The sequence below is a fragment of the Teichococcus vastitatis genome (genome assembly GCF_003604215.1).
Lineage (GTDB): Bacteria > Pseudomonadota > Alphaproteobacteria > Acetobacterales > Acetobacteraceae > Pseudoroseomonas > Pseudoroseomonas vastitatis.
This window is the reverse complement of the sequence record NZ_QXGS01000003.1, coordinates 90,235-112,298: the sequence shown is the minus strand read 5'-3', so window position 1 is coordinate 112,298 and position 22,064 is coordinate 90,235. Positions and strand designations below refer to the sequence as shown.

22 protein-coding genes are annotated in these 22,064 nt (G+C 67.4%); 7 read left to right on the top strand and 15 right to left on the bottom strand.

Annotation, left to right across the window (positions count from 1 at the left end):
- Positions 1-2: 2 nt before the first annotated feature.
- Together pstS and D2K64_RS06595 are read right to left on the bottom strand one after the other, a co-directional pair.
- On the bottom strand, positions 3-1,052 hold the full coding sequence (pstS, locus tag D2K64_RS06600; protein WP_120007443.1) for a phosphate ABC transporter substrate-binding protein PstS: 1,050 nt from the start codon (positions 1,050-1,052) through the stop codon (positions 3-5).
- Positions 1,053-1,258: 206 nt separating this feature from the next.
- On the bottom strand, positions 1,259-1,465 hold the full coding sequence (locus D2K64_RS06595) for a hypothetical protein (RefSeq protein ID WP_120007442.1): 207 nt from the start codon (positions 1,463-1,465) through the stop codon (positions 1,259-1,261).
- 174 nt (positions 1,466-1,639) lie between these two features.
- On the opposite strand from D2K64_RS06595, the gene D2K64_RS06590 reads away from it, so the two are divergent.
- From D2K64_RS06590 to D2K64_RS06570, 5 genes are all read left to right on the top strand, one after another.
- The gene (locus D2K64_RS06590; RefSeq protein WP_120007441.1) at positions 1,640-3,058 is read left to right on the top strand and encodes an aspartate aminotransferase family protein; all 1,419 of its coding nucleotides are present in this window, start codon (positions 1,640-1,642) and stop codon (positions 3,056-3,058) included.
- Complete coding sequence (locus D2K64_RS06585) at positions 3,055-4,341, top strand: O-antigen ligase family protein (protein WP_120007440.1); 1,287 nt, start codon at positions 3,055-3,057, stop codon at positions 4,339-4,341. Before D2K64_RS06590 ends, D2K64_RS06585 begins: the two co-directional genes overlap by 4 nt.
- A 153-nt stretch (positions 4,342-4,494) precedes the next feature.
- Positions 4,495-4,884, top strand: a complete 390-nt coding sequence (locus D2K64_RS06580; protein WP_120007439.1) for a glycosyl hydrolase family 8 — start codon at positions 4,495-4,497, stop codon at positions 4,882-4,884.
- Positions 4,884-5,243 (top strand): glycosyl hydrolase family 8, encoded by a 360-nt coding sequence (locus D2K64_RS26135; RefSeq protein ID WP_120007438.1) that lies wholly within the window; start codon positions 4,884-4,886, stop codon positions 5,241-5,243. The genes D2K64_RS06580 and D2K64_RS26135 overlap by 1 nt, the downstream gene beginning before the upstream one ends.
- The gene (locus tag D2K64_RS06570; RefSeq protein WP_157985746.1) at positions 5,153-5,515 is read left to right on the top strand and encodes a glycosyl hydrolase family 8; all 363 of its coding nucleotides are present in this window, start codon (positions 5,153-5,155) and stop codon (positions 5,513-5,515) included. The genes D2K64_RS26135 and D2K64_RS06570 overlap by 91 nt, the downstream gene beginning before the upstream one ends.
- Before the next feature lie 35 nt (positions 5,516-5,550).
- Here D2K64_RS06570 and D2K64_RS06565 read toward each other — a convergent pair whose 3' ends face one another.
- Complete coding sequence (locus tag D2K64_RS06565; protein WP_120007436.1) at positions 5,551-6,153, bottom strand: hypothetical protein; 603 nt, start codon at positions 6,151-6,153, stop codon at positions 5,551-5,553.
- 93 nt (positions 6,154-6,246) lie between these two features.
- Here D2K64_RS06565 and D2K64_RS06560 point away from each other — a divergent pair, with 93 nt between their 5' ends.
- The gene (locus D2K64_RS06560) at positions 6,247-6,996 is read left to right on the top strand and encodes an SDR family oxidoreductase (RefSeq protein ID WP_120007435.1); all 750 of its coding nucleotides are present in this window, start codon (positions 6,247-6,249) and stop codon (positions 6,994-6,996) included.
- Positions 6,997-7,017: 21 nt separating this feature from the next.
- Here the strand turns inward: D2K64_RS06560 and D2K64_RS06555 are convergent, their stop codons facing one another.
- The 12 genes from D2K64_RS06555 to D2K64_RS06500 all read right to left on the bottom strand — a co-directional run bounded on the left by D2K64_RS06555 (position 7,018) and on the right by D2K64_RS06500 (position 21,248).
- Positions 7,018-8,001 carry a Bug family tripartite tricarboxylate transporter substrate binding protein gene (locus tag D2K64_RS06555; protein ID WP_202910533.1) on the bottom strand — a complete coding sequence of 328 codons (984 nt, stop codon included), beginning with the start codon at positions 7,999-8,001 and terminating at the stop codon, positions 7,018-7,020.
- Between the two features lie 80 nt (positions 8,002-8,081).
- Positions 8,082-8,747 (bottom strand): hypothetical protein, encoded by a 666-nt coding sequence (locus tag D2K64_RS06550; RefSeq protein ID WP_120007434.1) that lies wholly within the window; start codon positions 8,745-8,747, stop codon positions 8,082-8,084.
- 150 nt (positions 8,748-8,897) lie between these two features.
- Positions 8,898-9,605: a cold-shock protein gene (locus tag D2K64_RS26130; RefSeq protein ID WP_370764555.1), complete on the bottom strand. Its 708-nt coding sequence runs from the start codon at positions 9,603-9,605 to the stop codon at positions 8,898-8,900.
- Between the two features lie 222 nt (positions 9,606-9,827).
- Entirely contained in the window at positions 9,828-10,622 is a 795-nt protein-coding gene (locus D2K64_RS06540) for an FAD binding domain-containing protein (RefSeq protein ID WP_120007432.1), read from the bottom strand.
- A 13-nt stretch (positions 10,623-10,635) separates the two neighbouring features.
- Complete coding sequence (locus D2K64_RS06535) at positions 10,636-13,047, bottom strand: xanthine dehydrogenase family protein molybdopterin-binding subunit (protein ID WP_120007431.1); 2,412 nt, start codon at positions 13,045-13,047, stop codon at positions 10,636-10,638.
- Positions 13,048-13,125: 78 nt separating this feature from the next.
- Positions 13,126-13,629, bottom strand: coding sequence for a (2Fe-2S)-binding protein (locus D2K64_RS06530; RefSeq protein ID WP_120007430.1), 504 nt, complete (start codon positions 13,627-13,629; stop codon positions 13,126-13,128).
- Positions 13,630-13,847: 218 nt separating this feature from the next.
- A complete protein-coding gene (locus tag D2K64_RS06525; RefSeq protein ID WP_120007646.1) occupies positions 13,848-14,891 on the bottom strand; it encodes an ABC transporter ATP-binding protein in 1,044 nt (347 codons plus the stop codon).
- A gap of 8 nt (positions 14,892-14,899) precedes the next feature.
- Complete coding sequence (locus D2K64_RS06520; RefSeq protein WP_120007429.1) at positions 14,900-15,892, bottom strand: ABC transporter ATP-binding protein; 993 nt, start codon at positions 15,890-15,892, stop codon at positions 14,900-14,902.
- Between the two features lie 4 nt (positions 15,893-15,896).
- On the bottom strand, positions 15,897-16,844 hold the full coding sequence (locus tag D2K64_RS06515; RefSeq protein WP_456316368.1) for an ABC transporter permease: 948 nt from the start codon (positions 16,842-16,844) through the stop codon (positions 15,897-15,899).
- A complete protein-coding gene (locus D2K64_RS06510) occupies positions 16,841-17,782 on the bottom strand; it encodes an ABC transporter permease (protein ID WP_120007428.1) in 942 nt (313 codons plus the stop codon). The genes D2K64_RS06515 and D2K64_RS06510 overlap by 4 nt, the downstream gene beginning before the upstream one ends.
- A 9-nt stretch (positions 17,783-17,791) precedes the next feature.
- Positions 17,792-19,423, bottom strand: a complete 1,632-nt coding sequence (locus tag D2K64_RS06505) for an ABC transporter substrate-binding protein (protein ID WP_370764478.1) — start codon at positions 19,421-19,423, stop codon at positions 17,792-17,794.
- A gap of 217 nt (positions 19,424-19,640) precedes the next feature.
- A complete protein-coding gene (locus D2K64_RS06500; RefSeq protein WP_120007643.1) occupies positions 19,641-21,248 on the bottom strand; it encodes an ABC transporter substrate-binding protein in 1,608 nt (535 codons plus the stop codon).
- A gap of 116 nt (positions 21,249-21,364) precedes the next feature.
- On the opposite strand from D2K64_RS06500, the gene D2K64_RS06495 reads away from it, so the two are divergent.
- A complete protein-coding gene (locus D2K64_RS06495; protein ID WP_238384052.1) occupies positions 21,365-21,826 on the top strand; it encodes a GtrA family protein in 462 nt (153 codons plus the stop codon).
- Positions 21,827-22,064: the final 238 nt, after the last annotated feature.

Sequence of the window (22,064 nt, the reverse complement as noted above, 5' to 3'; positions counted from 1 at the left end):
GCTCAGCGAGCCGGCCAGAGCGGCTTGTTGTCGGCCGAGATGCCGGCCCAGGCGGCGCGGATCGCATCCTCGACCTTCGGCGGCAGCGGGATGTATTCCAGCTCCGTGGCGATGGCGTCGCCGTCCTTGTACGCCCAGTCGAAGAACTTCATGACGTTCTGCGCCTTGGTCGCATCCTGCGGGTTCTTCGGCAGCAGGATAAAGGTCGGCGTCACGATCGGCCAGGAGGTGGCGCCGTGCGTGTCCACTAGGTTGGCGGCGAAGTTCGGCGCCGACCAGTCGGCGTTCTCGGCGGCGGCCTGGAAGCTCGTCGTCGTCGGCTCGACGAAATTGCCGTCCTTGTTGCGCAGCTGCGTGGTGGTCAGCTTGTTCTGCGCCGCATAGGCGTGCTCGACATAGCCGATCGCGCCGCGGACATTGCGCACCGTGCCGGCCACGCCCTCATTGCCGCGGGCGCCCGTACCGGAAACCCACTTCACCGAGGTACCGATGCCGACCTTCTGCTTGAATTCCGGCGACACGGCGGACAGGTAGCTCACCCACACATAGGTCGTGCCGGAGCCGTCGGCGCGGTACACCGGCGCGATGGCGACGTTCGGCAGCTCGACGCCCCGGTTCAGCTCGACAAGCTTCGGGTCATTCCACTTGGTGATCTTGCCGAGGTAGATGTCGGAGATCAGCTCACCGGTCAGCTTCAGCTGGTGGTCGGCGACGCCCGGGATGTTCACGATGGGAACAATGCTGCCCATGGTGCTCGGGAACTGGAGCAGGTTGTTCTGCTGCAGCTGCTCATCGGTCATCGGCGCGTCGCTGGCGCCGAAATCCACGGTGCGGTTGCGGATCTGGGTCTGCCCGGCGCCCGAGCCGACGGACTGGTAGTTGAGCTGGATGCCGGCCGCCTGCCGCGCCGCCTCGCCCCACTTCTGGTACAGGGGGGCGGGGAAGCTGGCGCCCGCGCCGGTGATGCTGGCCTGCTGGGCGGAAGCCGCCGCCGTGATGCCGATCGCCACCGCCATGCCGGCCGTCAGGGCCAAAAGCCGATTGCTCACCATGTCTCTCCGTTTGTGGGTCCCGCGGCCGCCTGAGGTGGCGGCAGCCAGGACCGGTTCGGTGGCGGCGTTCTAGGACATGGGCACGACGCTTCTATTTCACTTTTATGAAGCTAAGATGACAGCGATCCTTGGGGGCATCCCAAACGGAAATCGGGCAGCCGCCTTTCGGCGCTGCCCAATCCTGGTCTTGCCGGACGGACCGGCGCTCAGGGCTTCGCCTTGCCCTCTCCTTCGGGCGCATCCCACCCTACCGAGGTCCCTGGCTCCGACTGGGCCGGCGGGTCACTGGCGGGGAAGGTGTCCTCAACACTCTTGTCGATGGCCTTCTCCTGCTTCCGCACGTCGCTGGGCTCACGCGAGGAGCCGTCCTGCCGCGCCGCCTGGTCCGCTTCCGTGCGTGGCTGCGTCGTCATGGCATGGTTCTCCTTGATCGGCGCGACGGCCGGGGTGCCGTCGCCTGCTGGCTCAACCAGCGGCGGCAGGCTGGGTTGCACGACGTGGCCAAGCCCAGGCCATCGCTGCAACAGGTTGCGCTCGTGACCCTGGGGCGTAGTCTGCCATCTCCCGTTCCTGCTGGAGCCACCGCCATGACCCCTCCCCCTCCCGCCTCCGCCGCCGCCGGCGCCAACTCGGCCGCCGATCGGGACGTGGCGCACGTGCTGCACCCCTACACCGAGCACAAGGCGCACCGCGCGAAGGGCCCGCTGATCATCACCGGGGGCAAGGGTGTGCGGGTCACGGATGCCAATGGCCGCGAATATATCGAGACGGTGGCCGGCCTCTGGTGCGCAGCGCTCGGGTTCAACAACGAGCGGCTGGTGCAGGCGGCGACCGACCAGATGCGCAAGCTGCCCTTCTATCACAGCTTCACCGGCCGCTCCCATATGCCGCTGATCGAGCTGGCGGAGATGATGATCGAGCGCGCGCCCGTGCCGATGAGCAAGGCGTTCTTCGCCAATTCCGGGTCGGAGGCGAATGACACGGCGCTGAAGATGGTCTGGTACATGAACAACGCGCTGGGCCGGCCGCAAAAGAAGAAGGTGATCTCGCGGATCGGCGGCTATCACGGCGTGACCATCGCCTCGGCCAGCCTGACCGGGCTGCCGGCCAACCACAAGCTGTTCGATCTGCCGATCGCCGGCATCCTGCACACCTCGCGTCCGCATCATTACCACAACGCCCATCCGGGCGAGTCGGAGGAAGCCTTCGCCACCCGCCTGGCGGCGGAGCTGGAGGAGATGATCGTGGCGGAAGGTCCCGACACCGTGGCCGCCTTCTTCGCCGAGCCGGTGATGGGCGCCGGCGGCGTGATCGTTCCCCCGGCCACCTACTACGAGAAGATCCAGGCCGTGCTGCGCAAATACGACGTGCTGCTGGTGGCCGACGAGGTGATCTGTGGCTTCGGGCGCACCGGCCAGTACTGGGGCAGCCAGACCATGGGCATGCAGCCCGACATCCTGACCTGTGCCAAGGCCCTCTCCTCCTCCTACCTGCCGATCTCGGCGGTGCTGGTGAACGAGCGCGTCTACGAGGCGATGGCGGAAGGGTCCAGCCAGATCGGCACCTGGGGCCACGGCTACACCTATTCCGGGCATCCGGTAGCGGCCGCCGTCGCCATCGAGACGCTGAAGATCTACGACGAGATGGACATCGTCGCCCATGCCGCCGAGGTCGGCGCGGTGATGCAGAAGCGGCTGCGCGAGCGCGTGGCGGCCCATCCGCTGGTCGGCGAAGTGCGCGGCGTCGGTCTGATTGGTGCCGTCGAGCTGGTCGAGGACAAGGCGGAGCATCGCAACTTCGACCCGGCCCGCAAGATCGCGCCGCGCCTCGTGGGAATCGCCGAGAATCACGGCCTGATCCTGCGCGCCCTTCCCAATGACAGCATCGCCTTTTCGCCGCCGCAGATCATCACCGCAGCCGAGGTTGAGGAGATGGTGGAGCGCTTCGGCCACGCCCTGGACGACCTTTCGGCACAGATGAAGCGCGAAGGACTGGCCGTGGTTTGAGCACGGCGGCTCCGCGCGCCCACAGGGCGCGCGACGCGGTGGGCTGGGGCGCGCCCTGCGTCCCGCTCGGCGTGGCGGCGCTGCTGGCGCCACTGCTGGCGGTTCTGCAATCCAAGGCGATGGCGCCGCTGGCCCTGCTGACCCTGGCGGCGGCGGTGCTGCTGGCGCGCCGGGCAAGGGGGCGCTGGCCCTGGCCATCGGGTGCCGCGACCTGGACCGGCATTGCCCTGGCTGGATGGGGCTGCCTCTCGTTCTTGTGGGCAATTGAGCCTGGCCGTGCGGCGTCGAACGGCCTGAGCTTGGCCGGGCTGGTCCTGCTGGCCAGTGCTGCCGCGCGCGCCGCCCAGGAGGATGGCGCGCCCGCACGCCACCGGGTCGGCCTCGCCTTGCTGGCCGGGCTGTGCGTCGGCTTGCTGGCGGCCTTGCTCGATCACCTGTCGGGGAACGCCTTGCGCGCCGCGGTCCGCGGCCTGGACGAAGTTCCCGCAACCCTCGCCTTCGGCCTGAAGCCGGCCGCCTCGGTGATGGCGCTGCTGCTGCCGCTGCTGGCCGGCCTCGCCCTGCCCCGTGCCGGGCGGGCCGCGCTGCTTCTGGCGGGGCTTGGCCTGCTGCTGGTCATTCCGGGCGACACGGCGCGGCTGGCGGCCCTTGCCGGATTGGCAGCCACGGCCGCGGTGGCTCTTGAGCAGCGCTGGCGGCGGACGCCGCGGCTGCCGTTCCTGCTCGGCGGTGTGCTCGGCGCTCTGGTGATCCTGACCCCGCTGCTGCTGAGCCCGGCAATGCAGGCCCTGGCACCGATGGTGGAGCGGCTGCCGCTCTCCGCCATCCACCGGCTGGCGATCTGGGATTTCGGGCTGGAGCGAGCCGCGCAGCGTCCAGTGCTGGGCTGGGGCATGGAATCGGCGCGCGCGCTGCCCGGTGGCAAGGATCGCCCTGAGCCGGAGCGCCTGGAACGGCTCGGTGTGCGCAGCGAGGCGATCCGCGCCTGGTTCGCCGCGCCGCACCTGGAACTGATGCCGCTGCATCCGCATAACGGCCCCTTGCAGCTTCGGCTTGAGCTGGGCTGGATCGGCGGCATCCTCGCGGGCCTCGCACTTCTGGCCCTCGGTTGGAGCGCGGGACGAGTGGCCGCACCGGCGGCAGCATCGGGAGCCCTCGCCTCTGCCTTTGTGACCTTTTTCGCCAGCTTCGGTTCCTGGCAGATCTGGTGGCTGTGTTCCGCTGCCATGGCGCTGGCCTTCGCGGTCGCCCTGCGGCCGCCTTCCCCATCCCGGGCCATTTGAACGGAACAACTCCGAAGACGCGAACAGCCGAAAAATTTAATCTCCTTCTAGGTGTATCACTGTTCCTGGCACAAGAAGGTCAACGGCCTTGTGCCAGGAGTCGTGAATGCCGGGGGGATCACGCGATGCGGAGGTCTGGCTTTCGGATCATTGATGGTGATGCTGCGTCCCGGCGCCACGCGCGAGACGGAGCTTCCGCCGGTTCGCGGCATGCCTGGGCGGGATGAATGGGCCGACTTCCAACGCCTCTACATCAGTGGCGATGGCCGCGTCATCGACACCGCGAATGGCGGCACCTCTCACTCGGAGGGACAGGGCTGGGGCCTGCTGCTGGCCGAAGCGTTTGACGACGAAGCCAGCTTCAACCGCATTCTCGGCTGGTCGCGGCGGGAATTGCGCCGGCCGGGCGACGATCTGCTGGCCTGGGCTTGGCGCCCCAACCGTCCCGTCGCGGTGGAGGATCATAACGATGCCACCGATGGCGATCTGTTCCTGGCCTGGGCCCTGCTGCGCGCCGCCCGCCGCTGCAACGGCCGGAGCTGATGGAATTGGTTGCGGCGGTCGCCCGCGATCTCGATGCGGCTTGCGTCCGCGAGGTAAATGACCGCGCCGTCCTGCTGCCGGCGGCATCCGGGTTCGAACACCCGGACCATGTGGTGCTGAACCCGTCCTTCTACGTCATCCCGGCCTTCGACGCCCTGGCGCAGCTGATGCCGGACGGTCGGTGGTTGGCCGCGCGGGATGATGGCCTGGCGCTGCTGCGGGAGGCCCGGTTCGGCAATAGTGGGGCCTGCCGCCGGACTGGCTGCGGGTGTCCCGGCTCGAGGCGGCACCCCTGGCCCCCGCGCCGGGCTGGCCGCCGCGCTTCTCCTATGATGCGGTGCGGGTGCCGCTCTACCTGACATGGGCCGGCCGGGACCTGGAGCCGGCGGCACAGGCCGCCCTGCGGTTCTGGAACAGCGCACCGGATGCGCCGGCCTGGACCGATCTGGTGCAGAACAGCCAGGCCCCCTACCCGGCCAACAGCGGCTTCCGCGCCATTGCCCGGCTGACCAGCGACCGGACCGTGCCCGCCGATGCCCTTCCCCGCGTGCATCAGGCACCGCATTGTTATGCGGCGGCGTTGACCCTGTTGTCGCGTCTGGCCGCGTTCGAGCGCGCCTTCCTGGCCTGAGCGCGCGCGGCGACAGGCGGGATCGGGGGCTTGGCTCAGCGCAGCAAACCCTGCAGCAGGGCGGGCGGCAGGGTCACCGGTGTGTATCCCGCAGGAACCACGAAGCGCGCCGGATCCTGCGCCGCATAGGTGACGGATTTCGCCTCGATGCGTCCGTTGCGCCCGCGGTGCCGGCCTTCCGCGCGCAGCAGCACGCCATCGGCCGTCAGGCACACCGTGCCTTCGCCATCGCTGCGCACCACCCGCCAATTGGCGCAGCGATGCCCCGCCACCGTGGCGCTGCCGGCAGCCGAAACCCGGGTGCCGGGCGGAATGCCCCCGAGCAGCGCCGATAATTCCCCGGCCGGCACCTGCACAACCATTCCCTGCCCTTCCAGCACCATCTGCGCCCGGCTCTGCGGCAGGTCGAGCAGCACCCAGCCGGGCAGTCCCTCGGGTTCGGCGCGGACGCGCTGCGTCGCCGCCTGCCAGGCCAGCGGCACGCGCCGCGTCGCCTGGCCATCCGATTGGACCTCATAAGTGATGCTGACGTCGCGCAGCGGGCGCAGGTTCTGCGGTGCGGACTGGGCGCGCGGCGTCTGCGGCAGCAGCGCCGCCAGTCCGAGAAGAACCAGGGCGAAGCGGATTGAAGGCGGCATTCGGCTCCTCCATCGGTCCTGCAGGGACCGGCGCTTGCGCTGTAGCGCACCGCGACGCACCCTGTCGCCCCAAGACACGGAGGAGCACGGTTCATGAGCAAGATCGCGGTGGTGACGGGCGCAGGCAGCGGCGTGGGCCGCGCCGCTGCCCTGGCTCTGCTGGGTGCCGGGTGGCAGGTGGCGCTGGCCGGTCGCCGCGCCGATGCGCTGGAGGCGACGGTGACGGCGGCCGGCGAGGCCGGCTCCCGTTGCCTGCCGGTGCCGACCGATGTGGGCGACGCCGAATCGGTGGCGGCGTTGTTTGCCGCGGTGGAACAGAAATGGGGCCGCTGCGACCTGCTGTTCAACAATGCCGGGCGCGGCAGCCCGTCGGTGGATTTCGACGAGATCACCCTGGAGGATTGGTACGGGGTTGTCGCCGCCAACCTGAACGGCGCCTTCCTGTGTGCGCAGCAGGCCTATCGGCTGATGAAGCGGCAGGCGCCGCAGGGCGGGCGCATCATCAACAACGGCTCGATCAGCGCGCATGCGCCGCGCCCCGGCTCCGCCCCCTACACCGCCACCAAGCACGCGATCACCGGGCTGACCAAGTCGATCAGCCTGGATGGACGGAAATGGGACATCTGTTGCGGCCAGATCGACATCGGCAACGCCGCCACCGACATGACGGAGCGCATGAAGGGCGGCGTGCCGCAGGCCAACGGCTCCACCATGGTGGAGCCGCGCATGGATGTGCGGCATGTCGGCGAAGCGGTGCTGCACATGGCGTCGCTTCCCCTGGACGCCAATGTGCAGTTCATGACGGTCATGGCGACCAAGATGCCGTTTGTCGGCCGCGGCTGAGCCGCGCGTGACTGCCGGCGCTCAGTCGACCTGGGCGCCGGATTTCCGCACCACCTCGGCCCAGCGCTCGATGTCGCGGATCTGCAGCGCGCGGAACTCGGCCGAGGTGGTCAGCGTGCTCGGGGTGATGCCCTGGGTCTGGATCAGCCATTGGCGGAAATCCGGCGCGGTGATGATGCGCTGGATCTCGCTGTTCAACCGTTCCTGGATCGCGGCCGGAAGGCCGGGCGGTGCAAAGATGCCGTACCAGGTGGAGCTGTCGAAGCCCACGAGGCCGCAGGCTTCCGCGACGGTGGGAATGTCCGGCAGGGCCGGCAGGCGCTGCGCGGTGGTCACGGCCAGCCCCTTCACCTGTCCCTGTTGGATGTAGCCGATCGCGGGCCCGGACTGATTGAAGAACAGATCCACGTCACCGGCCAGAAGGGCGGTCTGCGCGCCCGGTTGTCCGCGGAACGGAACATGCACCATGTCGAGCCCCGCCACCTGGATGAACTGCGCCCCGGCCAGATGAGTGGAGGCGCCGTTGCCCGTGGAGGCATAGTTCAGCTTGCCCGGCGCCGCCTTGGCGGCCTCGACCACAGCGGCACAGCTGGTGAAGTGTGGGCGCCGCTCTGCGCTGACCGTCAGCACGTTCGGAACATCGCCGAGATGCGTGACGGGCGTCGAATCCTTCACGGGATCGAATGGCAGGTTGCGATACAACGTGGCGTTGATCGCGTGGGTCCCGGCCGTGCCAAATAGCAGCGTGTAGCCATCAGGCCGCGCCTTGGCGACGAAATCGCTGGCGATGTTGCCGCCGGCGCCGGAGCGGTTATCCACCACCACGGGAACGCCCAGGGCCCTGGACAGCGGCTCGGCCAATTTGCGCGCGTAGATGTCGACGCCCGAACCGTTCGGGAAGCCGCCCATCAGGGTGATCGGGCGATCGGGCCAGCGATCCTGGGCCGTGGCAGCGAGGGGTAAGAGCAGGCTGGCGCAGGCCAGCGCGATCAGCGATCGGCGCATCCGCAAGGACTCCCAGGACATCGATGCTGGAGCGTAGCGGCCAAGGCAGATCCGCGAAACGCCTTTCCGCAGCCGCTGGATCAGCGCCAGGTCACCGCCATGGGTGGGGTGTTCCGCGTCGGCACCGGCCAATTCCGTGGAGGCTCCACCTCGCAGCTTTCCTGCGTCATGGCCTCATCCGGCAAGAGCAAGGCGGAGCCCGGAACCCGCCCCTCACAGTTTTGCCCGCGTTGAAGCGCCCGCAGGCGCGCCGCCTCATGTGTCAGGTCCGGGTCCGGCAGGATGCCGGCCGGATGGCCCAGGCGCTCCACGGCCTCGGCAGCGCGATCCAGCTGCGTGCGCAGTCCCTGCCCAAAGCGGCGCAGGGCACTGGCGGCGACGGCCAGCCGCGGAATGCTTCCGGCTTCCCCACCCGCCAGGGAAGCCCCAGCCTGATCGATGGTCTGCAGCGCGCCCAACATGCCGGCACGGTCGGCCAGATGCGTCGAACACAGCGTCCAGGCCGCGCGCCACAGTCCCAGGGCCTCGGCCATAGCATGCCGGGAGCGGTCGGGATGGCTGTTCAGGGGCAGTGCGTCCCGTTCCTCCAGCCGCTCGATGGCCTCGTTCAGCATCCTGGCGGCCAGTTCCGTCAGCACCGTGGCCTCCCGCAACCGGCTGCACTGCAGCACGGCCTCGGTCAGGCCGGCGATCACCGAAGGTGAAGGCCCGACGGACGAGGTCCCGGACGCGAACTCGATTGCCATGGAATTCTTTCCCTTCTCGCCGGGATTGCCGCCCGGCCTCAGGGAGCAGTGTGCGGGGAAGGAATGAACATCCCGCTAAAAAGCAAGCGCCCCGGCCACCTTTCGGCACCGGGGCGCATCGCTGGTCAGCCAGATCTGACCGGAACGGCGTTACTCGCCCTTCAGAACAACCGCCTGGCGGCCGCGTTGGCCATCACGCACTTCCAAGCTCAGCTTCTCGCCCTGCTGAACGTCCTGCTTGCCGGCGCGTTGCAGCACGGAGGAGTGCAGGAACACGTCCTGCCCGCCATCATCGGGGGTCACGAAGCCGAAGCCGCGCACCTGATCGAACCACTTGACGGTGCCACCGACCGCATAGGTCGGGCCACCTTCGTCGCGGCCGCCGAACTCGCGGCGCGGCGGACGATCGCCAAACGACCGCGGAGCTCCGAAGCCGCCACCGGCACCGGCGCCACCGAAATCACGGCGCGGAGGACGATCACCGAAGCCGCCACCACCGCCACCGAAGCCGCCACCACCGAAATCGCGACGCGGCGGACGATCGCCGAAGCCGCCGCCACCGCCGGCACCGAAGCCGCCGCGGTCACCGAAATCCCGACGCGGGGGACGGTCGCCGAAGTCGCGGCGAGGCGGACGATCACCGAAGCCGCCACCGCCGAACTCGCGGCGCGGACGGTCACCACCGGCGGGCGCTCCCGGGCCGAGCTTGCGCTCATGAATCCGGGTCACGAGGCGGCGGCCCTGCCGGTCCGTGCCGATCTCGCAAACCAGCTTGTCGCCGGTCTCGGGCGGCTCGATCCCGGCTTCAGTCAGGGCCGAGGCGTGAAAGAACACATCCTGGCCATCAGGGCCGAGCACGAAACCGAAACCCTTGCGGCCGTTGTACCACTTGACCTCGGCCTCGATCGGCTCATTGCCGCCCTGCGAATCACTATCCGGAAACACTGCGTCTCAAACCTGTAAAGTTTACACGGCCCGACGGGATGCAGGGCCGGCATGTTTCATCCTCGCACCCCTCTGCCCTGATTGCTAGCCCAATCGCAGCAACCGGGCAGAGGGATTCATCGATTCGGCCGTGTCTCAGCCGGCATCCGCGACGGCACGCTTGGCCATCACCGTGACCAGATTGGCGCGGTACGCGGCGCTGCCATGGATGTCGCTGTTCAGATCATCTGGGGGCTGCTTGATCGCCGCCACCGCATCCGCCGACCAGCTCGCGCTCAGCGCAGCCTCCATCTCGTTCTGGCGGAAGGCACAGGGCGCCGCTCCATTGACGCCGACACCGACGCCCTGCGGCCCCTTGGCCACGAACACCCCCGTCATGGAATAACGGCTGGCCGGGTTGCGCAGCTTGGCATAGCCCGCCTTCTCCGGGATCGGGAAGGAGATGCCGGTGACCAGCTCGTCGGCTTCCAGGGCCGTAGTGAACATGCCCAGGAAGAACTCGTCGGCAGGGATGCGCCGGCGGTCGGTCAGGATGGTGGCGCGAAGGGCCAGCGCAGCCGCCGGATAATCCGCCGCGGGGTCGTTGTTGGCGAGGCTGCCGCCGATGGTGCCGCGGTTGCGCACCTGCGTATCACCGATGGTGGCGGCCATCCGCGCCAGGGCCGGAATGGCGGCCAGGATCTGCGGGTGAGTCGCTACCTCGTAATGCGTGGTCATGCCGCCGATCACGATGGCATCGCCTTCGCGCCGCACCCCGCGCAGTTCGGCGATGCCGGACAGGTCGATCAGCGCGGTCGGCTTGTTGAGCCGGTGCTTCAGCGCCGGCAGCAGCGTCATGCCGCCGGACACCGGACGCGCCTCAGGATCGGCGGCCATCAGCTTCACCGCATCCGCGACGCTGGATGGCTTGTGATACGCGAAATCATACATCGCGGTTCTCCCTCTACTCGGCAGCCTGGGGCAGCGCGGCGCCACCCTGCTGGATGATGGACCAGATCTTCACCGGTGTCGCCGGCATCTCGACGTGCGTCACGCCATAGTCGCGCAGCGCATCGACCACCGCGTTCATCACCGCCGGCGGCGAGCCGATGGCGCCGACTTCGCCGCAGCCCTTCACACCCAGCGGGTTATGGGTGCACAGCGTGGTGCTGGTCAGCACGGTGAATTCCGGCACGGTGGCGGCACGCGGCATGGCGTAGTCGTTGAAGCTGGCGGACAGCAGCTGCCCTTCGCTGTCATACACGGTGTTCTCGATCAGAGCCTGGCCGATGCCCTGGGCAACGCCGCCCTGGATCTGCCCTTCCACGATCATGGGATTGATCACCCGGCCGACATCGTCGCAGGCGGTGAACTTCACCACCTCGACGCCGCCGGTTTCCGGATCGATCTCCACCTCGCAGATATGACAGCCCCCGGGATAGGTGAAGTTCTTGGGGTCGTAGAAGGCGGTTTCCTCCAGCCCCGGCTCCAGCTCCTCGATCGGATAATCATGCGGCACGTAGGCGGCCATGCTGATCTCGGCGAAGGCCTTGGAGCGATCGGTGCCGGCGACGCGGAACCGGCCATCGGCAAACTCGATATCCTCCACCGAGGCTTCCATCAGATGCGCCGCGATCTTCCGGCCCTTGGCGATGATCTTGTCCATTGCCTTCACCATGGCGGCACCGCCCACCGCCAGCGAGCGCGACCCGTAGGTGCCCATTCCGAAGGGGATCTTGGCGGTGTCGCCATGCACGATCTCCACCATGTCGATCGGCACGCCGAGCTGTTCGGCCACAAGTTGGGCGAAGCTGGTCTCGTGGCCCTGGCCATGCGAATGCGTCCCGGTGAACACGGACACGCTGCCGGTCGGGTGCACGCGGATATTGGCTACCTCGTAGAGCCCGGCCCGCGCTCCCAGCTGGCCGACAAGCTTGGAGGGCGCGATGCCGCAGGCTTCCAGATAGGTGGAGACGCCGATGCCGCGCAGCATGCCGCGCGCCTTCGCCTCGGCCCGGCGCGCCTCGAAGCCGGCATAATCGGCGGCGTCCAGCGCCTGCCGAAGCGTCGCCTCGTAATCGCCGCTGTCATATTGCAGCGCCACCGGCGTCTGGTACGGGAACTGGCTGGGCTGGATGAAATTGCGGCGGCGGATTTCCAGCCGGTCCATCCCCATCTCGCGCGCCGCGACATCCACCAGCCGCTCCAGCAGATAGGTGGTCTCGGGGCGCCCAGCGCCGCGATAGGCATCCACCGGTACGGTGGAGGTGAACACCGCCTTCACCTGGCCATGGATCGCCGGGGTGGTGTAGCAGCCGGCCAGAAGCGTGGCCGACAGGTAGGTCGGCACCGCCGGCGCGAAGGTGGACAGGTAGGCGCCCATGTTGGCCAGCGTCTGGACCCGCAGGCCGAGGAAGCGTCCGTCTGCATCCAGCGCCAGCTCGGCCGTGGTGACGTGGTCACGGCCATGCGCGTCGGAGACGAAGCTTTCGCTGCGTTCGCAGGTCCAGCGCACCGGCTGCCTCAGCTGCCCGGCCGCCCAGGTGACCAGGGCCTCCTCGGCGTAATGATAGATCTTGCTGCCGAAGCCGCCGCCCACATCGGGCGCCACCACCCGCAGCTTGTGCTCGGACAGCTTCAGCACGAAGGCGCCCATCAGCAGCCGGATCACATGCGGATTCTGGCTGGTGGTGGTGAGGGTGTACTCGCCGCTATCCGGGTCGAACTCGCCGATCGCGGCACGCGGCTCCATGGCGTTGGGAACCAGCCGGTTGTTGGTGGTTTCGAAGCGGACCACCTTGTGCGCCCGCGCAAAGGCCGCGTCCGTGGCCGCTTGGTCGCCGATCTCCCAGTCGAAGCAGAGATTGTCCGGCGCCCCGTCATGCAGCGCGACGGCGCCGGGCGCGATCGCCGAACCGATGTCCGGCAGCGCCGGCAGCACGCCGTAGCTGACCTCCACCGCCTCTGCCGCATCGCGCGCCTGGGCACGGGTTTCCGCAACGATGAAGGCGACCGGATCGCCGACATGGCGCACCTTGCCGCTGGCCAGCACGGGGTGCGGCGGTTCCGCCATCACCTTGCCGCCCTTGCCGGTGACCTGCCAGCCGCAGGGCACGCCACCGAGGCCCGCCGCCTCGATGTCGCGGGCGGTGTAGACCGCCCTCACGCCAGGCATGGCACGAGCCGCCGCATCATTGATCGCGTCGATGCTGGCATGGGCATGCGGGCTGCGCAGCACCCAGCCATGCAGCTGCCCCGGCCGCACCAGATCATCGGTGTAGCGGCCGCGCCCCGCCAGGAAGCGAAGATCCTCCTTGCGGCGGACGCGCGCGCCGATGCCTCCGGAGGACACCGCAGAGGGTAGCGTGACGTTCATGGATGCTCGCCTCCCCGGGCGAATTCTTGAACTTGTTCCGCCAGCCTGTTCCGGCTGGTCGTGCGTCGGCGTCGGGCGTTACTCGGCGGCGCGTGCCAGTTCGCTGCGCTTGCCGTTCATCACCTCTGCCGCGGCGGCAATGGCTTTAACAATGTTGTGATAGCCGGTGCAGCGGCAGATATTGCCTTCGAGGCCCTCGCGAATCTCCTGCTCCGACAAGCCGGAGGGATGCTTCTTCACCAGGTCGATGGCGCTCATCACCATGCCCGGCGTGCAGAAGCCGCATTGCAAGGCATGATATTCCCGGAAAGCTTCCTGCATCGGGTGCAGCGTTCCATCCGCGGCGGCGAGTCCCTCGATCGTGGTGATCTCGGCACCGTCGAGCTGCACGGCCAGGATCGTGCAGGCCTTCACGCTGTCCTCACCGACCTGCACGACGCAGGCGCCGCACTGGCTGGTATCGCAGCCGACATGCGTGCCGGTCAGGCGCAGCTTCTCTCGCAGCACCTCCACCAGCAGGGTGCGGCCCTCGACATCCACAGTATGGGACTTGCCATTCACCGTCAGGCTGACTTGCGGCATCCCGTCTCTCCCCATGCGCAGGGGCGGCGCGAAACAGCCGCCGCCCTTTGGGAGACAAGGGTCATCCAAGCATGCCTGAGCCGTCAAGCGGGCGAATGGAGGAGATTTATAGGCAATTGCGAGGCATTTGCAAGTAGACCCTGCCATGCGCCGCGAAATGGCAGCCCAGCCTGCCAATGCACCAGGCCGGGGGCAGGCATTCTCCCCCGGCCGGCGTGTCAGGCAGCCGCGGGCAGACTGCGCGACAGCGGGTTCCTGGCTTCCGGCAGATCATGCAGGTGGCACGCGGCCCACTGCCCGGGCTGCGTTTGCTGCAGTTCCGGCACGTCGGTCTTGCAGCGGTCAAAGGCGTAGGGGCACCGCGTGTGGAAGCGGCACCCCGTGGGAGGATTGATCGGGCTCGGCACATCTCCCGTCAGCACGATACGCTTGCGGGCCGCGCCGGGCTCCGGCACCGGCACGGCCGACAGCAGCGCCTCCGTGTAGGGATGCTTGGGCGCTCCGAACAGGGAGCGGCGCGGCGCGACCTCGACGATCTTTCCAAGATACATCACCGCCACGCGATGCGTCATGTGCTCGACGATGGCGAGGTCGTGGCTGATGAAAAGCATCGCCAGCCCGAGCTGTCGCTGAAGGTCCTGCAGCAGGTTGACGATCTGCGCCTTCACCGACACGTCGAGAGCCGAGACGGCCTCGTCGCAGATGATCAGGTCCGGCTCGCCTGCCAGGGCGCGAGCGATGCAGATGCGCTGCCGCTGGCCGCCGGAGAATTCATGGGGCCAGCGCGACACCGCGTCGCGCGGCAGGCGCACCAGGTCCATCAGCTTGGCCAGACGCTCATCCAGCTCCGCGCCGTTCTTCGCCAGGCCGTAGTTGCGGATCGGCTCGGCCAGCAGATCCTTGACCCGCATGCGTGGATTGAGGCTGCTGAACGGGTCCTGGAACACCACGCCGACACGGCGGCGAATCGGCCGCAGCTGGCCCTGGGACAGATCGTCGATCCGCCTTCCGTCCAGCACCACCTGACCGGAGGTGGGTGCGAACAGCCGCAGCAGCGCCTTGCCGACGGTGGACTTGCCGCAGCCGGACTCGCCCACCAGTGACAAGGTCTCGCCCTTGTTGATGTGGAAGGACACGCCGTCCACCGCATAAACGTAGCCGGTGGTGTTGCCGAAGAAGCCGCCCCGGATGGGGAAGTGCTTCTTCAGGTCGTTCACTTCCAGCAGCGGCGGTGTGCCGTGCCGCGCGGAATGACTTGTCATGCTGGTGCTCATGCCGCGATCGCCTCCCGCTCTGCATAATGGCAGGCCGCCACGTGGTGCGGCGCCTTCTCCTCGAGTGCCGGCGGCACCTCCCGGCACAACTCCGTCATCTTGGGGCAGCGGCTGGCGAAGACGCAGCCCTGGATCTTTTCCTTCAGGCTGGGCACCAAACCGGGGATCTCCGCCAGCCGCTCCGTTTCGTTGTCCAGCGAGGAGCCGAGTTTCGGCACCGCGCCGAGCAGACCCTGAGTGTAGGGATGCTTCGGGCTGCGGAACAGTTCCGCCACCTTGGCTTCCTCCACCTTGCGGCCGGCATACATGACGATCACCCGCTCGGCCACTTCGGCGACGACGCCGAGATCATGGGTGATCAGCACGATGGCGGCGCCGACCCGGTGCTTGAGGTCACGCATCAGGTCCAGGATCTGCGCCTGGATGGTGACGTCGAGCGCGGTGGTCGGCTCGTCGGCGATCAGCAACTTCGGGTTGCAGGCGAGCGCGATGGCGATCATCACGCGCTGCCGCATACCGCCCGACAACTGATGCGGGTACTCCCTCACCCGCTTGGCTGGCGCGGGGATGCCGACCAGCGTCAGCATCTCGACGGCCTTGGCCTCCGCCTCCTGCTTGGACAGACCCTGATGCAGCCGCAGCGCCTCGCCGATCTGCTGGCCGATGGACAGCACCGGATTGAGCGAGGTCATCGGCTCCTGAAAGATCATACTGATGTCGTTGCCGCGGATCGCGCGCATCTCGCGCTCCGACAGCTTCAGCAGGTCCTTGCCCTGGAACCGGATGGCACCGGCCAATTGTCCCGGCGGCTCCGGGATCAGCCGCAGGATCGACATCGAGGTGACGGATTTGCCGCAGCCGGATTCGCCCACGATGGCGACGGTCTCGCCGGCCTCGACGCTGAAGCTCAGGCCATCCACGGCACGGTTCACGCCACCATCGGGCGTGCGGAAATGGGTTTGCAGGTTTTCAACTTCGAGGAGGGCCATAGGCTTACACCCGCTTCGCGGCGCGCGGGTCGAGCGAATCCCGCAGGCCATCGCCCAGCAGATTCACCGCCAGCACGGTGATGGACAGAAAGATCGCCGGAAAGAAGACGATGTAGGGCTTGACCTGCCACAACGCCCGGCCTTCGGCCATGATGTTGCCCCAGGACGGGATGATCGGCGGCGTGCCCGCACCGATGAAGGACAGGCCAGCCTCGATCAGCATGGCGGCGGCACAGATATAGGTCGCCTGCACAGTCATCGGCGCCATGGTGTTGGGCAGGATGTGGCGCCAGATGATCACCGGCGTGCGTGTGCCGGAGGCGATGGCGGCCTCCACATAGGGCTGCTCGCGCAGGCTCAGCACCACGCCGCGCACCAGCCGCGACACGCGCGGGATCTCGGCAATGGTGATGGCCAGGATGACGTTGCCGACCGAGCCGCGGGTCAGCGCCATCAGTGCGATCGCCAGCAGGATCGACGGGATCGACATCAACCCGTCCATGATACGCATGATGATGCTGTCGGCCCAGCGCACGAAGCCGGACACCAAACCGATTGTCAGCCCGATGATGGAGGCGAAGAACGCGACGCCGAAGCCCACCATCAACGACACGCGGGCGCCGTACAGCACGCGGGAATACACGTCGCGGCCCAGCATGTCGGTGCCGAACCAGGCCGAGGCGGAAGGATTGCGCGTGCGCATCACCGGCGCCAGCGCGGTCGGGTCCTTGGTCCAGAGAAACGGCGCGAACACGGCGATCGCCACCATCAACAGCAGCAGGAAACCGCCGATGGCGATGTTCGGGTGGCGCATCAGGTAGCCGAACAGGCCCTTGCGGACCCGTTTGGGCTGCATGACGTCCGGCAGCGGCGCCGCCACCGCGACATCCTTGGCGGTGAGCGCGGCGCGCCCACCCAGAGGGGCTCCAGGGGAGACGGCTGTGGTGCTCAATACCGGATCCTCGGGTCGAACAGGGTGTAGCTCAGGTCAATGAGCAGGTTGACCAGCACGTAGACGAAGGAGAACAGCAGCACCACGCCTTGGATCACCGGATAATCGCGCCGCAGGATGGCATCGATGGTCAGCCGGCCAAGGCCCGGAATGGCGAACACGCTCTCGGTGATCACGGCGCCGCCGATCAGCAGCGCGACGCCGATACCGATCACCGTGACGATCGGCACGGCCGCATTCTTCAGGGCGTGCAGGAACAGGATGGTGCGCTGCCCGGCCCCCTTGGCGCGCGCGGTGCGGATATAGTCCTGCTGCAGCACCTCCAGCATGGTGGCGCGGGTGATGCGGGCGATCAGCGCGATATAAGCCGAGGACAGCGCCACCGCGGGCAGCACCAGGTTGGACAGCCAGGGGCCGAAGCCTTGCGAGATCGGCGTGTAGCCCTGCACCGGAAACCAGTCGAGGCCCAGGGCGAAGTAATAGGCCAGCACATAGCCCACCACGAACACCGGCACGGAGAAGCCCAGCACCGCAAAGGCCATCACCGCGCGGTCGATCCAGCCGCCGGACTTCCAGGCCGCCACCACGCCCATCGGCACGGCGATGATCACCGCCAGGAACAGCGTGATCACCATCAGCGACAACGTCGGCTCGATGCGCTGCGCGATCATCCGCGACACGGGCAGGTTGGTGAAGATGGAGACGCCCAGATCGCCTCGGATGATGTTCCAGGTCCATTCGCCGAAGCGCACCAGGAACGGACGGTCCAGGCCGAGCCCGGCGCGGATGCGTTCCACATCCGCCGGTGTGGCCTGGTCGCCGGCGATCACCGCCGCCGGGTCGCCCGGCGCCAGATAAAGCAGGCTGAAAACAAACAGGGCTACGACCGCCATCACGGGGATCGTCGCCAGGATTCGACGTATGATATAGGCGAACATGGATCTCGATCAGCTCTTGGTGACGTTCCAGAAGAACGGGATGGGCGCTTTCACCACACCCTCCACGTTCTTCCGCCAGGCCTGGTAGGACATGAAGAAGCCGGTGGGACCCCACAGGGCATCTTCCATCGCGAGGCGGTTCATCTCGGCCACGGCCGCCTTTTCGGCGGCGAGGTCGGGCGCGGCGAACCATGAATCGCGCGCGGCCTCCACCGCGCTGTTGTTCGGCCAGCCGAACCACGCCTGATCGCCATTGGCGCGCATGGCGGTGTAGCTGGCGGGATTGATGCAATCGGCGCCGGCATGCCAGGTATGGAAGATGTGCCATCCGCCCTGCGAGGGGGGCGCCTTGCTGGCCCGCCGGCTGCCGACGGTGCCCCAATCCGTGGCCACGAAATCCACGTTCATGCCGATGCGCTTCAGCAGATCGGCACTGACATCGCCGAACGCCTTGGTGATCGGCTGGTCCTGCGCGACCAGCAGGGTGATCGGCTCACCGGTGTATCCCGCCTCCTGGAGCAGCCGCTTGGCGCCATCATAGTTCCGCTCGCCCTTCAGGATCTCGCCGCCCTGCTCGGTATAGAGCGGCGTGCCGGGGGTGAAGAACGACGGCATCAGCTTGAACAGGTCGGTTTCATCGCCGACCAGGGCGCGCATGTAGTCTTCCTGGCTCAGCGCCATCAGCACCGCGCGCCGCGCGCGCGGATCGCTGAAGGGCTTGTGCAGGTGGTTCATGCGGAACGAGCCGACATTGCCCAGCGGATCGGCGATGTCGACATTGAGGTTGCGGCTGCGCCTTAGAACCGGAACAAGATCGGCGATCGGGTTCTCCCACCAATCCACCTCGCCATTCTGCAGTGCGGCAGCGGCGGTCGCCGGGTCGGGCATCACCACCCACTCGACGCGATCAACCATGACGCGCTTGCCGCCCGCCATCCAGTCCGGCGCCTCGTCCCGCGGCACATAGCCGTCGAACTTGGCGAACACGGCGCGGGCGCCCGGCACCCATTCCTCGCGCACGAAGCGGAACGGACCTGAGCCGACGAATTCCGTGATCTGCTGGAACGGATCAGTCTTCGCGATCCGCTCCGGCATCACGAAGGAACAGGGCGAATTGGTCTTGGCGAGTGCCAGAAGCATCTTCGGGTAGGGCTGCTTCAGCGACCAGCGGAAGGTGTTGTCATCCACCACCACCAATTCGTTCTGGATGGCGCGGATCATCTGGCCCATCGGGTCGCGCACCGCCCAACGGTTGAGGCTGGCCACCGCGTCTTTCGCCAGAACTGGACTGCCATCGTGGAAGCGCAGACCGGAGCGCAACTTGAAGGTCCAGGTCAGGCCGTCACCGGAAACCTCCTCACTGTCCACCATCTGCCGCTGGGGCGCGAACTTGGCATCGACGCCGTATAGCGTGTCCCACACCATCATCCCGGCGTTCCGGACGACGTATTGCGTGCCCCAGATCGGGTCGAAATTCGCCAGATTGGCCTGCGGCACGAAACGCAGGGCGCGGGATGCGGCGCCCTGCGACAGCGCGGGACGTGCCAGGGAGGGGATGGCCAATGCGGCGCCAGCGGCCAGCGACATCAGCGATCGGCGTTGCAGCATGGTCACCCTCGCACCCGGCCCGCTGGCCGGCATTGTATGGATCCTGTTCCCGGCGGGCGCCGAAGGATGCAGCCGGGAAGCCGCCACCGATCATTCTGCGCCTGCCGGCCGCCAAGCTGTAAGCACGCAGCGTGCCATTCACCGTTTGGGCGACATCCGGCGACCGAGTGGTCGCCCGATGGGCCCCGCCCTGCTCAATGAAGAAGCATTCGCTGGTTTTGCCGCCACTGCAAGCGGGAACCGGCAAATCTCATGCGGAGCGCTGGACGTTCCAGAACATCGGCAGTCCCTTCAGAATCCCGGTGAGGCCACGCCGGTACGCCCAGGCCTGAAAATACTGCCCGAGCGGCAGGTAAGGCACGTCCTGGAACGCCTGCAGTTGGATCTGCCTGGCGATGTCTTGCTGCGCCGCAAGATCCGGCGCCGCGAACCAGGCATTGCGCAGCTCCTCCAGACGCGGAGCGGTGGGCCAGCCGAACCAGGCCGCCTGCCCATGCCCACGCAGCGCCTGCTGCACACCGGGGTTGACCATGTCCACGCCCGCCCAGAAGGTGAAGAACATGCTCCAGCCGCCCTTCTCCGGCGGTTCCTTGCTGGCGCGGCGCTGCACCACGCTGCCCCAATCCGTGGACACGAACTCCACGTTCATGCCGCATTTCTGCAGCATGTCGTTGCCAACCTGCGCCAGAGCGTTCAGCGACGCGAAGTCGGATGCCGCGATCAGCACGACCTTCTCGCCCTTGTAGCCGGCGGCCTGCAATTCGCGCTTGACCTTGTCGTAGTCGCGCGGCGCGGTGATCACCTCCATGCCGGCATTGTTGGCCAGCGGGGTTTCCGGCGTGAACACGCCCACCTGGTCGCGCCAGAGGCTCTTATCCGTGCCGATCACCGCCGTCATGAAGTCGGACTGGTTGATGGCGCCGAGCAGGGCGCGGCGGATGGCAGGGTTGTTGAACGGCGGATGGAGGTGGTTGAACCGCGCCATCGCCACCAAACCGGTCGGGTCCTGGATCTCCAGTGTCAGGTTGCGGTTGCGGCGCAGCAGCTCCTGCAGGTCGCCCGGCGGCTGCTCGTACCAATCGGCCTCGCCATTCTGCATGGCACTGGTGGCGGTCGCCGCGTCCGGCATGACGTTCCACTCGATGCGGTCGAAATGCACCCGCTTCGGGCCGGCCGTCCAGCTCACCGGGCCATCGGCGCGCGGCACGTAATCCGGGTTGCGTTCGTAGACGAGGCGGGCACCGGGGATGCGCTCATCCTGCTTCCAGCGGAACGGGCCGGAGCCGATCATCTCCTTCACGGCGATGGCCGGATCGGATTTCGCCATCCGCTCGGGCATGATGAAGCAGACAGGGGTGGCAGGCTTGCCCAGCGCCTCGAACAACAACGGGAAAGGCTGCCGGAAGCGGAACAGGATGGTCTTGTCGTCCGGCGCGGACAGTTCGTCCACCACCATCATCATCACCTGGCCCAGGGCATCGCGGGCCGCCCAGCGGCGGATCGAGGCGACGCAATCCACTGCCCGCACCGGCTCGCCATCGTGGAACTTCAGCCCGCCGCGCAACACCAGGGTGACGCGGCGGCCGTCATCCTCGACGCGATGGCCCTGCACCATCTGCGGCTGCGGCTTGTAGTCCTGGTCGAAGCCGTAGAGCGTGTCCCAGATCATGTAGCCGTGGTTGCGGCTGACATAGGCCGTGGTGATGATCGGATCGGCCACGGCAAGGTCGGATTGCGGGATGAACTTCAGCACGCGCGGGTCGCTGCCCCCACCGGCACTCTGGGCGATGGCGAAATGCGGCAGCGCAGCGGTCCCGGCGATGCTGGCCGCACCACCGAGCCATTGACGTCGGTTGATCATGCTTGGTCTCCCGTAGAGGCCTTCCTGTCCGGCAGAGGGAAGCCGAGGCGCCCCGGTCGCGCAAGGGGGGACAAGGGATTGGCAGCGGTCCCGACCCCGCTTATGCCCCGCCCATGCCGACGCCTCTCCCCTCCCCCGCATGGCTTTCGCCGCGGCGCCGCGCCCTTCTGGGCGAGATGCTGCGCTTTGGCACGGTGGGCAGCATTGGCGTGGTCGTGGACACGGTTGTGCTATACGCCGCCCTGGCCCTGGGCGCGGGGCTGTATGGCGGGCGCGTGCTGTCCTACCTGACCGCGGCAACCGGCAACTGGTTGCTGAACCGGATCTGGACCTTCAGGACTGCCGCCCACGCGCCGGCCGGCCGGCAATGGCTCCGGTTTCTGGCGGTTAATGGCTTAGGGTTTTTCATCAACTACGGAGTTTATGTTCTTCTGGTCTCCAACATCCCTGCGTTCACCACCCGGCCTGTGCTCGGGGTCGTGGCGGGTGCGCTGGCGGGCATGGTGGTGAACTTCGTTTTGAACCGGCGGTTGGTATTTCAAGGAAAGGCCAAGCTTGAGGCAAATAAGCCGTAATCAACCTGAAGTCACATGCCCACTCGGCTATGCAAGACAAACCGCCAACCTCGCGCTTGATACCCTTGCTTAAATTACCAGTCTTGTATCAAAAGATTGACCGGTAAATTTCCTGTGCTTTCCTGGCCGAGATCATTATGGTGCGCAGCAACGACCTCGTTTCGAGCCGCTTTTGACATGGAGTTACGGCCGGCATGACCGCAAGGCAGCCCCTCCCAAGGCTTGCAGGGCCAGGCTT

Coding starts and splice junctions, on each gene's coding strand:
- pstS (WP_120007443.1), bottom strand. CDS start 1,052: ATGGTGAGCAATCGGCTTTTGGCCCTGACGGCCGGCATGGCGGTGGCG.
- D2K64_RS06595 (WP_120007442.1), bottom strand. CDS start 1,465: ATGACGACGCAGCCACGCACGGAAGCGGACCAGGCGGCGCGGCAGGAC.
- D2K64_RS06590 (WP_120007441.1), top strand. CDS start 1,640: ATGACCCCTCCCCCTCCCGCCTCCGCCGCCGCCGGCGCCAACTCGGCC.
- D2K64_RS06580 (WP_120007439.1), top strand. CDS start 4,495: ATGGTGATGCTGCGTCCCGGCGCCACGCGCGAGACGGAGCTTCCGCCG.
- D2K64_RS26135 (WP_120007438.1), top strand. CDS start 4,884: ATGGAATTGGTTGCGGCGGTCGCCCGCGATCTCGATGCGGCTTGCGTC.
- D2K64_RS06565 (WP_120007436.1), bottom strand. CDS start 6,153: ATGCCGCCTTCAATCCGCTTCGCCCTGGTTCTTCTCGGACTGGCGGCG.
- D2K64_RS06560 (WP_120007435.1), top strand. CDS start 6,247: ATGAGCAAGATCGCGGTGGTGACGGGCGCAGGCAGCGGCGTGGGCCGC.
- D2K64_RS06555 (WP_202910533.1), bottom strand. CDS start 8,001: ATGCGCCGATCGCTGATCGCGCTGGCCTGCGCCAGCCTGCTCTTACCC.
- D2K64_RS06550 (WP_120007434.1), bottom strand. CDS start 8,747: ATGGCAATCGAGTTCGCGTCCGGGACCTCGTCCGTCGGGCCTTCACCT.
- D2K64_RS06540 (WP_120007432.1), bottom strand. CDS start 10,622: ATGTATGATTTCGCGTATCACAAGCCATCCAGCGTCGCGGATGCGGTG.
- D2K64_RS06535 (WP_120007431.1), bottom strand. CDS start 13,047: ATGAACGTCACGCTACCCTCTGCGGTGTCCTCCGGAGGCATCGGCGCG.
- D2K64_RS06530 (WP_120007430.1), bottom strand. CDS start 13,629: ATGCCGCAAGTCAGCCTGACGGTGAATGGCAAGTCCCATACTGTGGAT.
- D2K64_RS06525 (WP_120007646.1), bottom strand. CDS start 14,891: ATGACAAGTCATTCCGCGCGGCACGGCACACCGCCGCTGCTGGAAGTG.
- D2K64_RS06520 (WP_120007429.1), bottom strand. CDS start 15,892: ATGGCCCTCCTCGAAGTTGAAAACCTGCAAACCCATTTCCGCACGCCC.
- D2K64_RS06510 (WP_120007428.1), bottom strand. CDS start 17,782: ATGTTCGCCTATATCATACGTCGAATCCTGGCGACGATCCCCGTGATG.
- D2K64_RS06505 (WP_370764478.1), bottom strand. CDS start 19,423: ATGCCGGCCAGCGGGCCGGGTGCGAGGGTGACCATGCTGCAACGCCGA.
- D2K64_RS06495 (WP_238384052.1), top strand. CDS start 21,365: ATGCCGACGCCTCTCCCCTCCCCCGCATGGCTTTCGCCGCGGCGCCGC.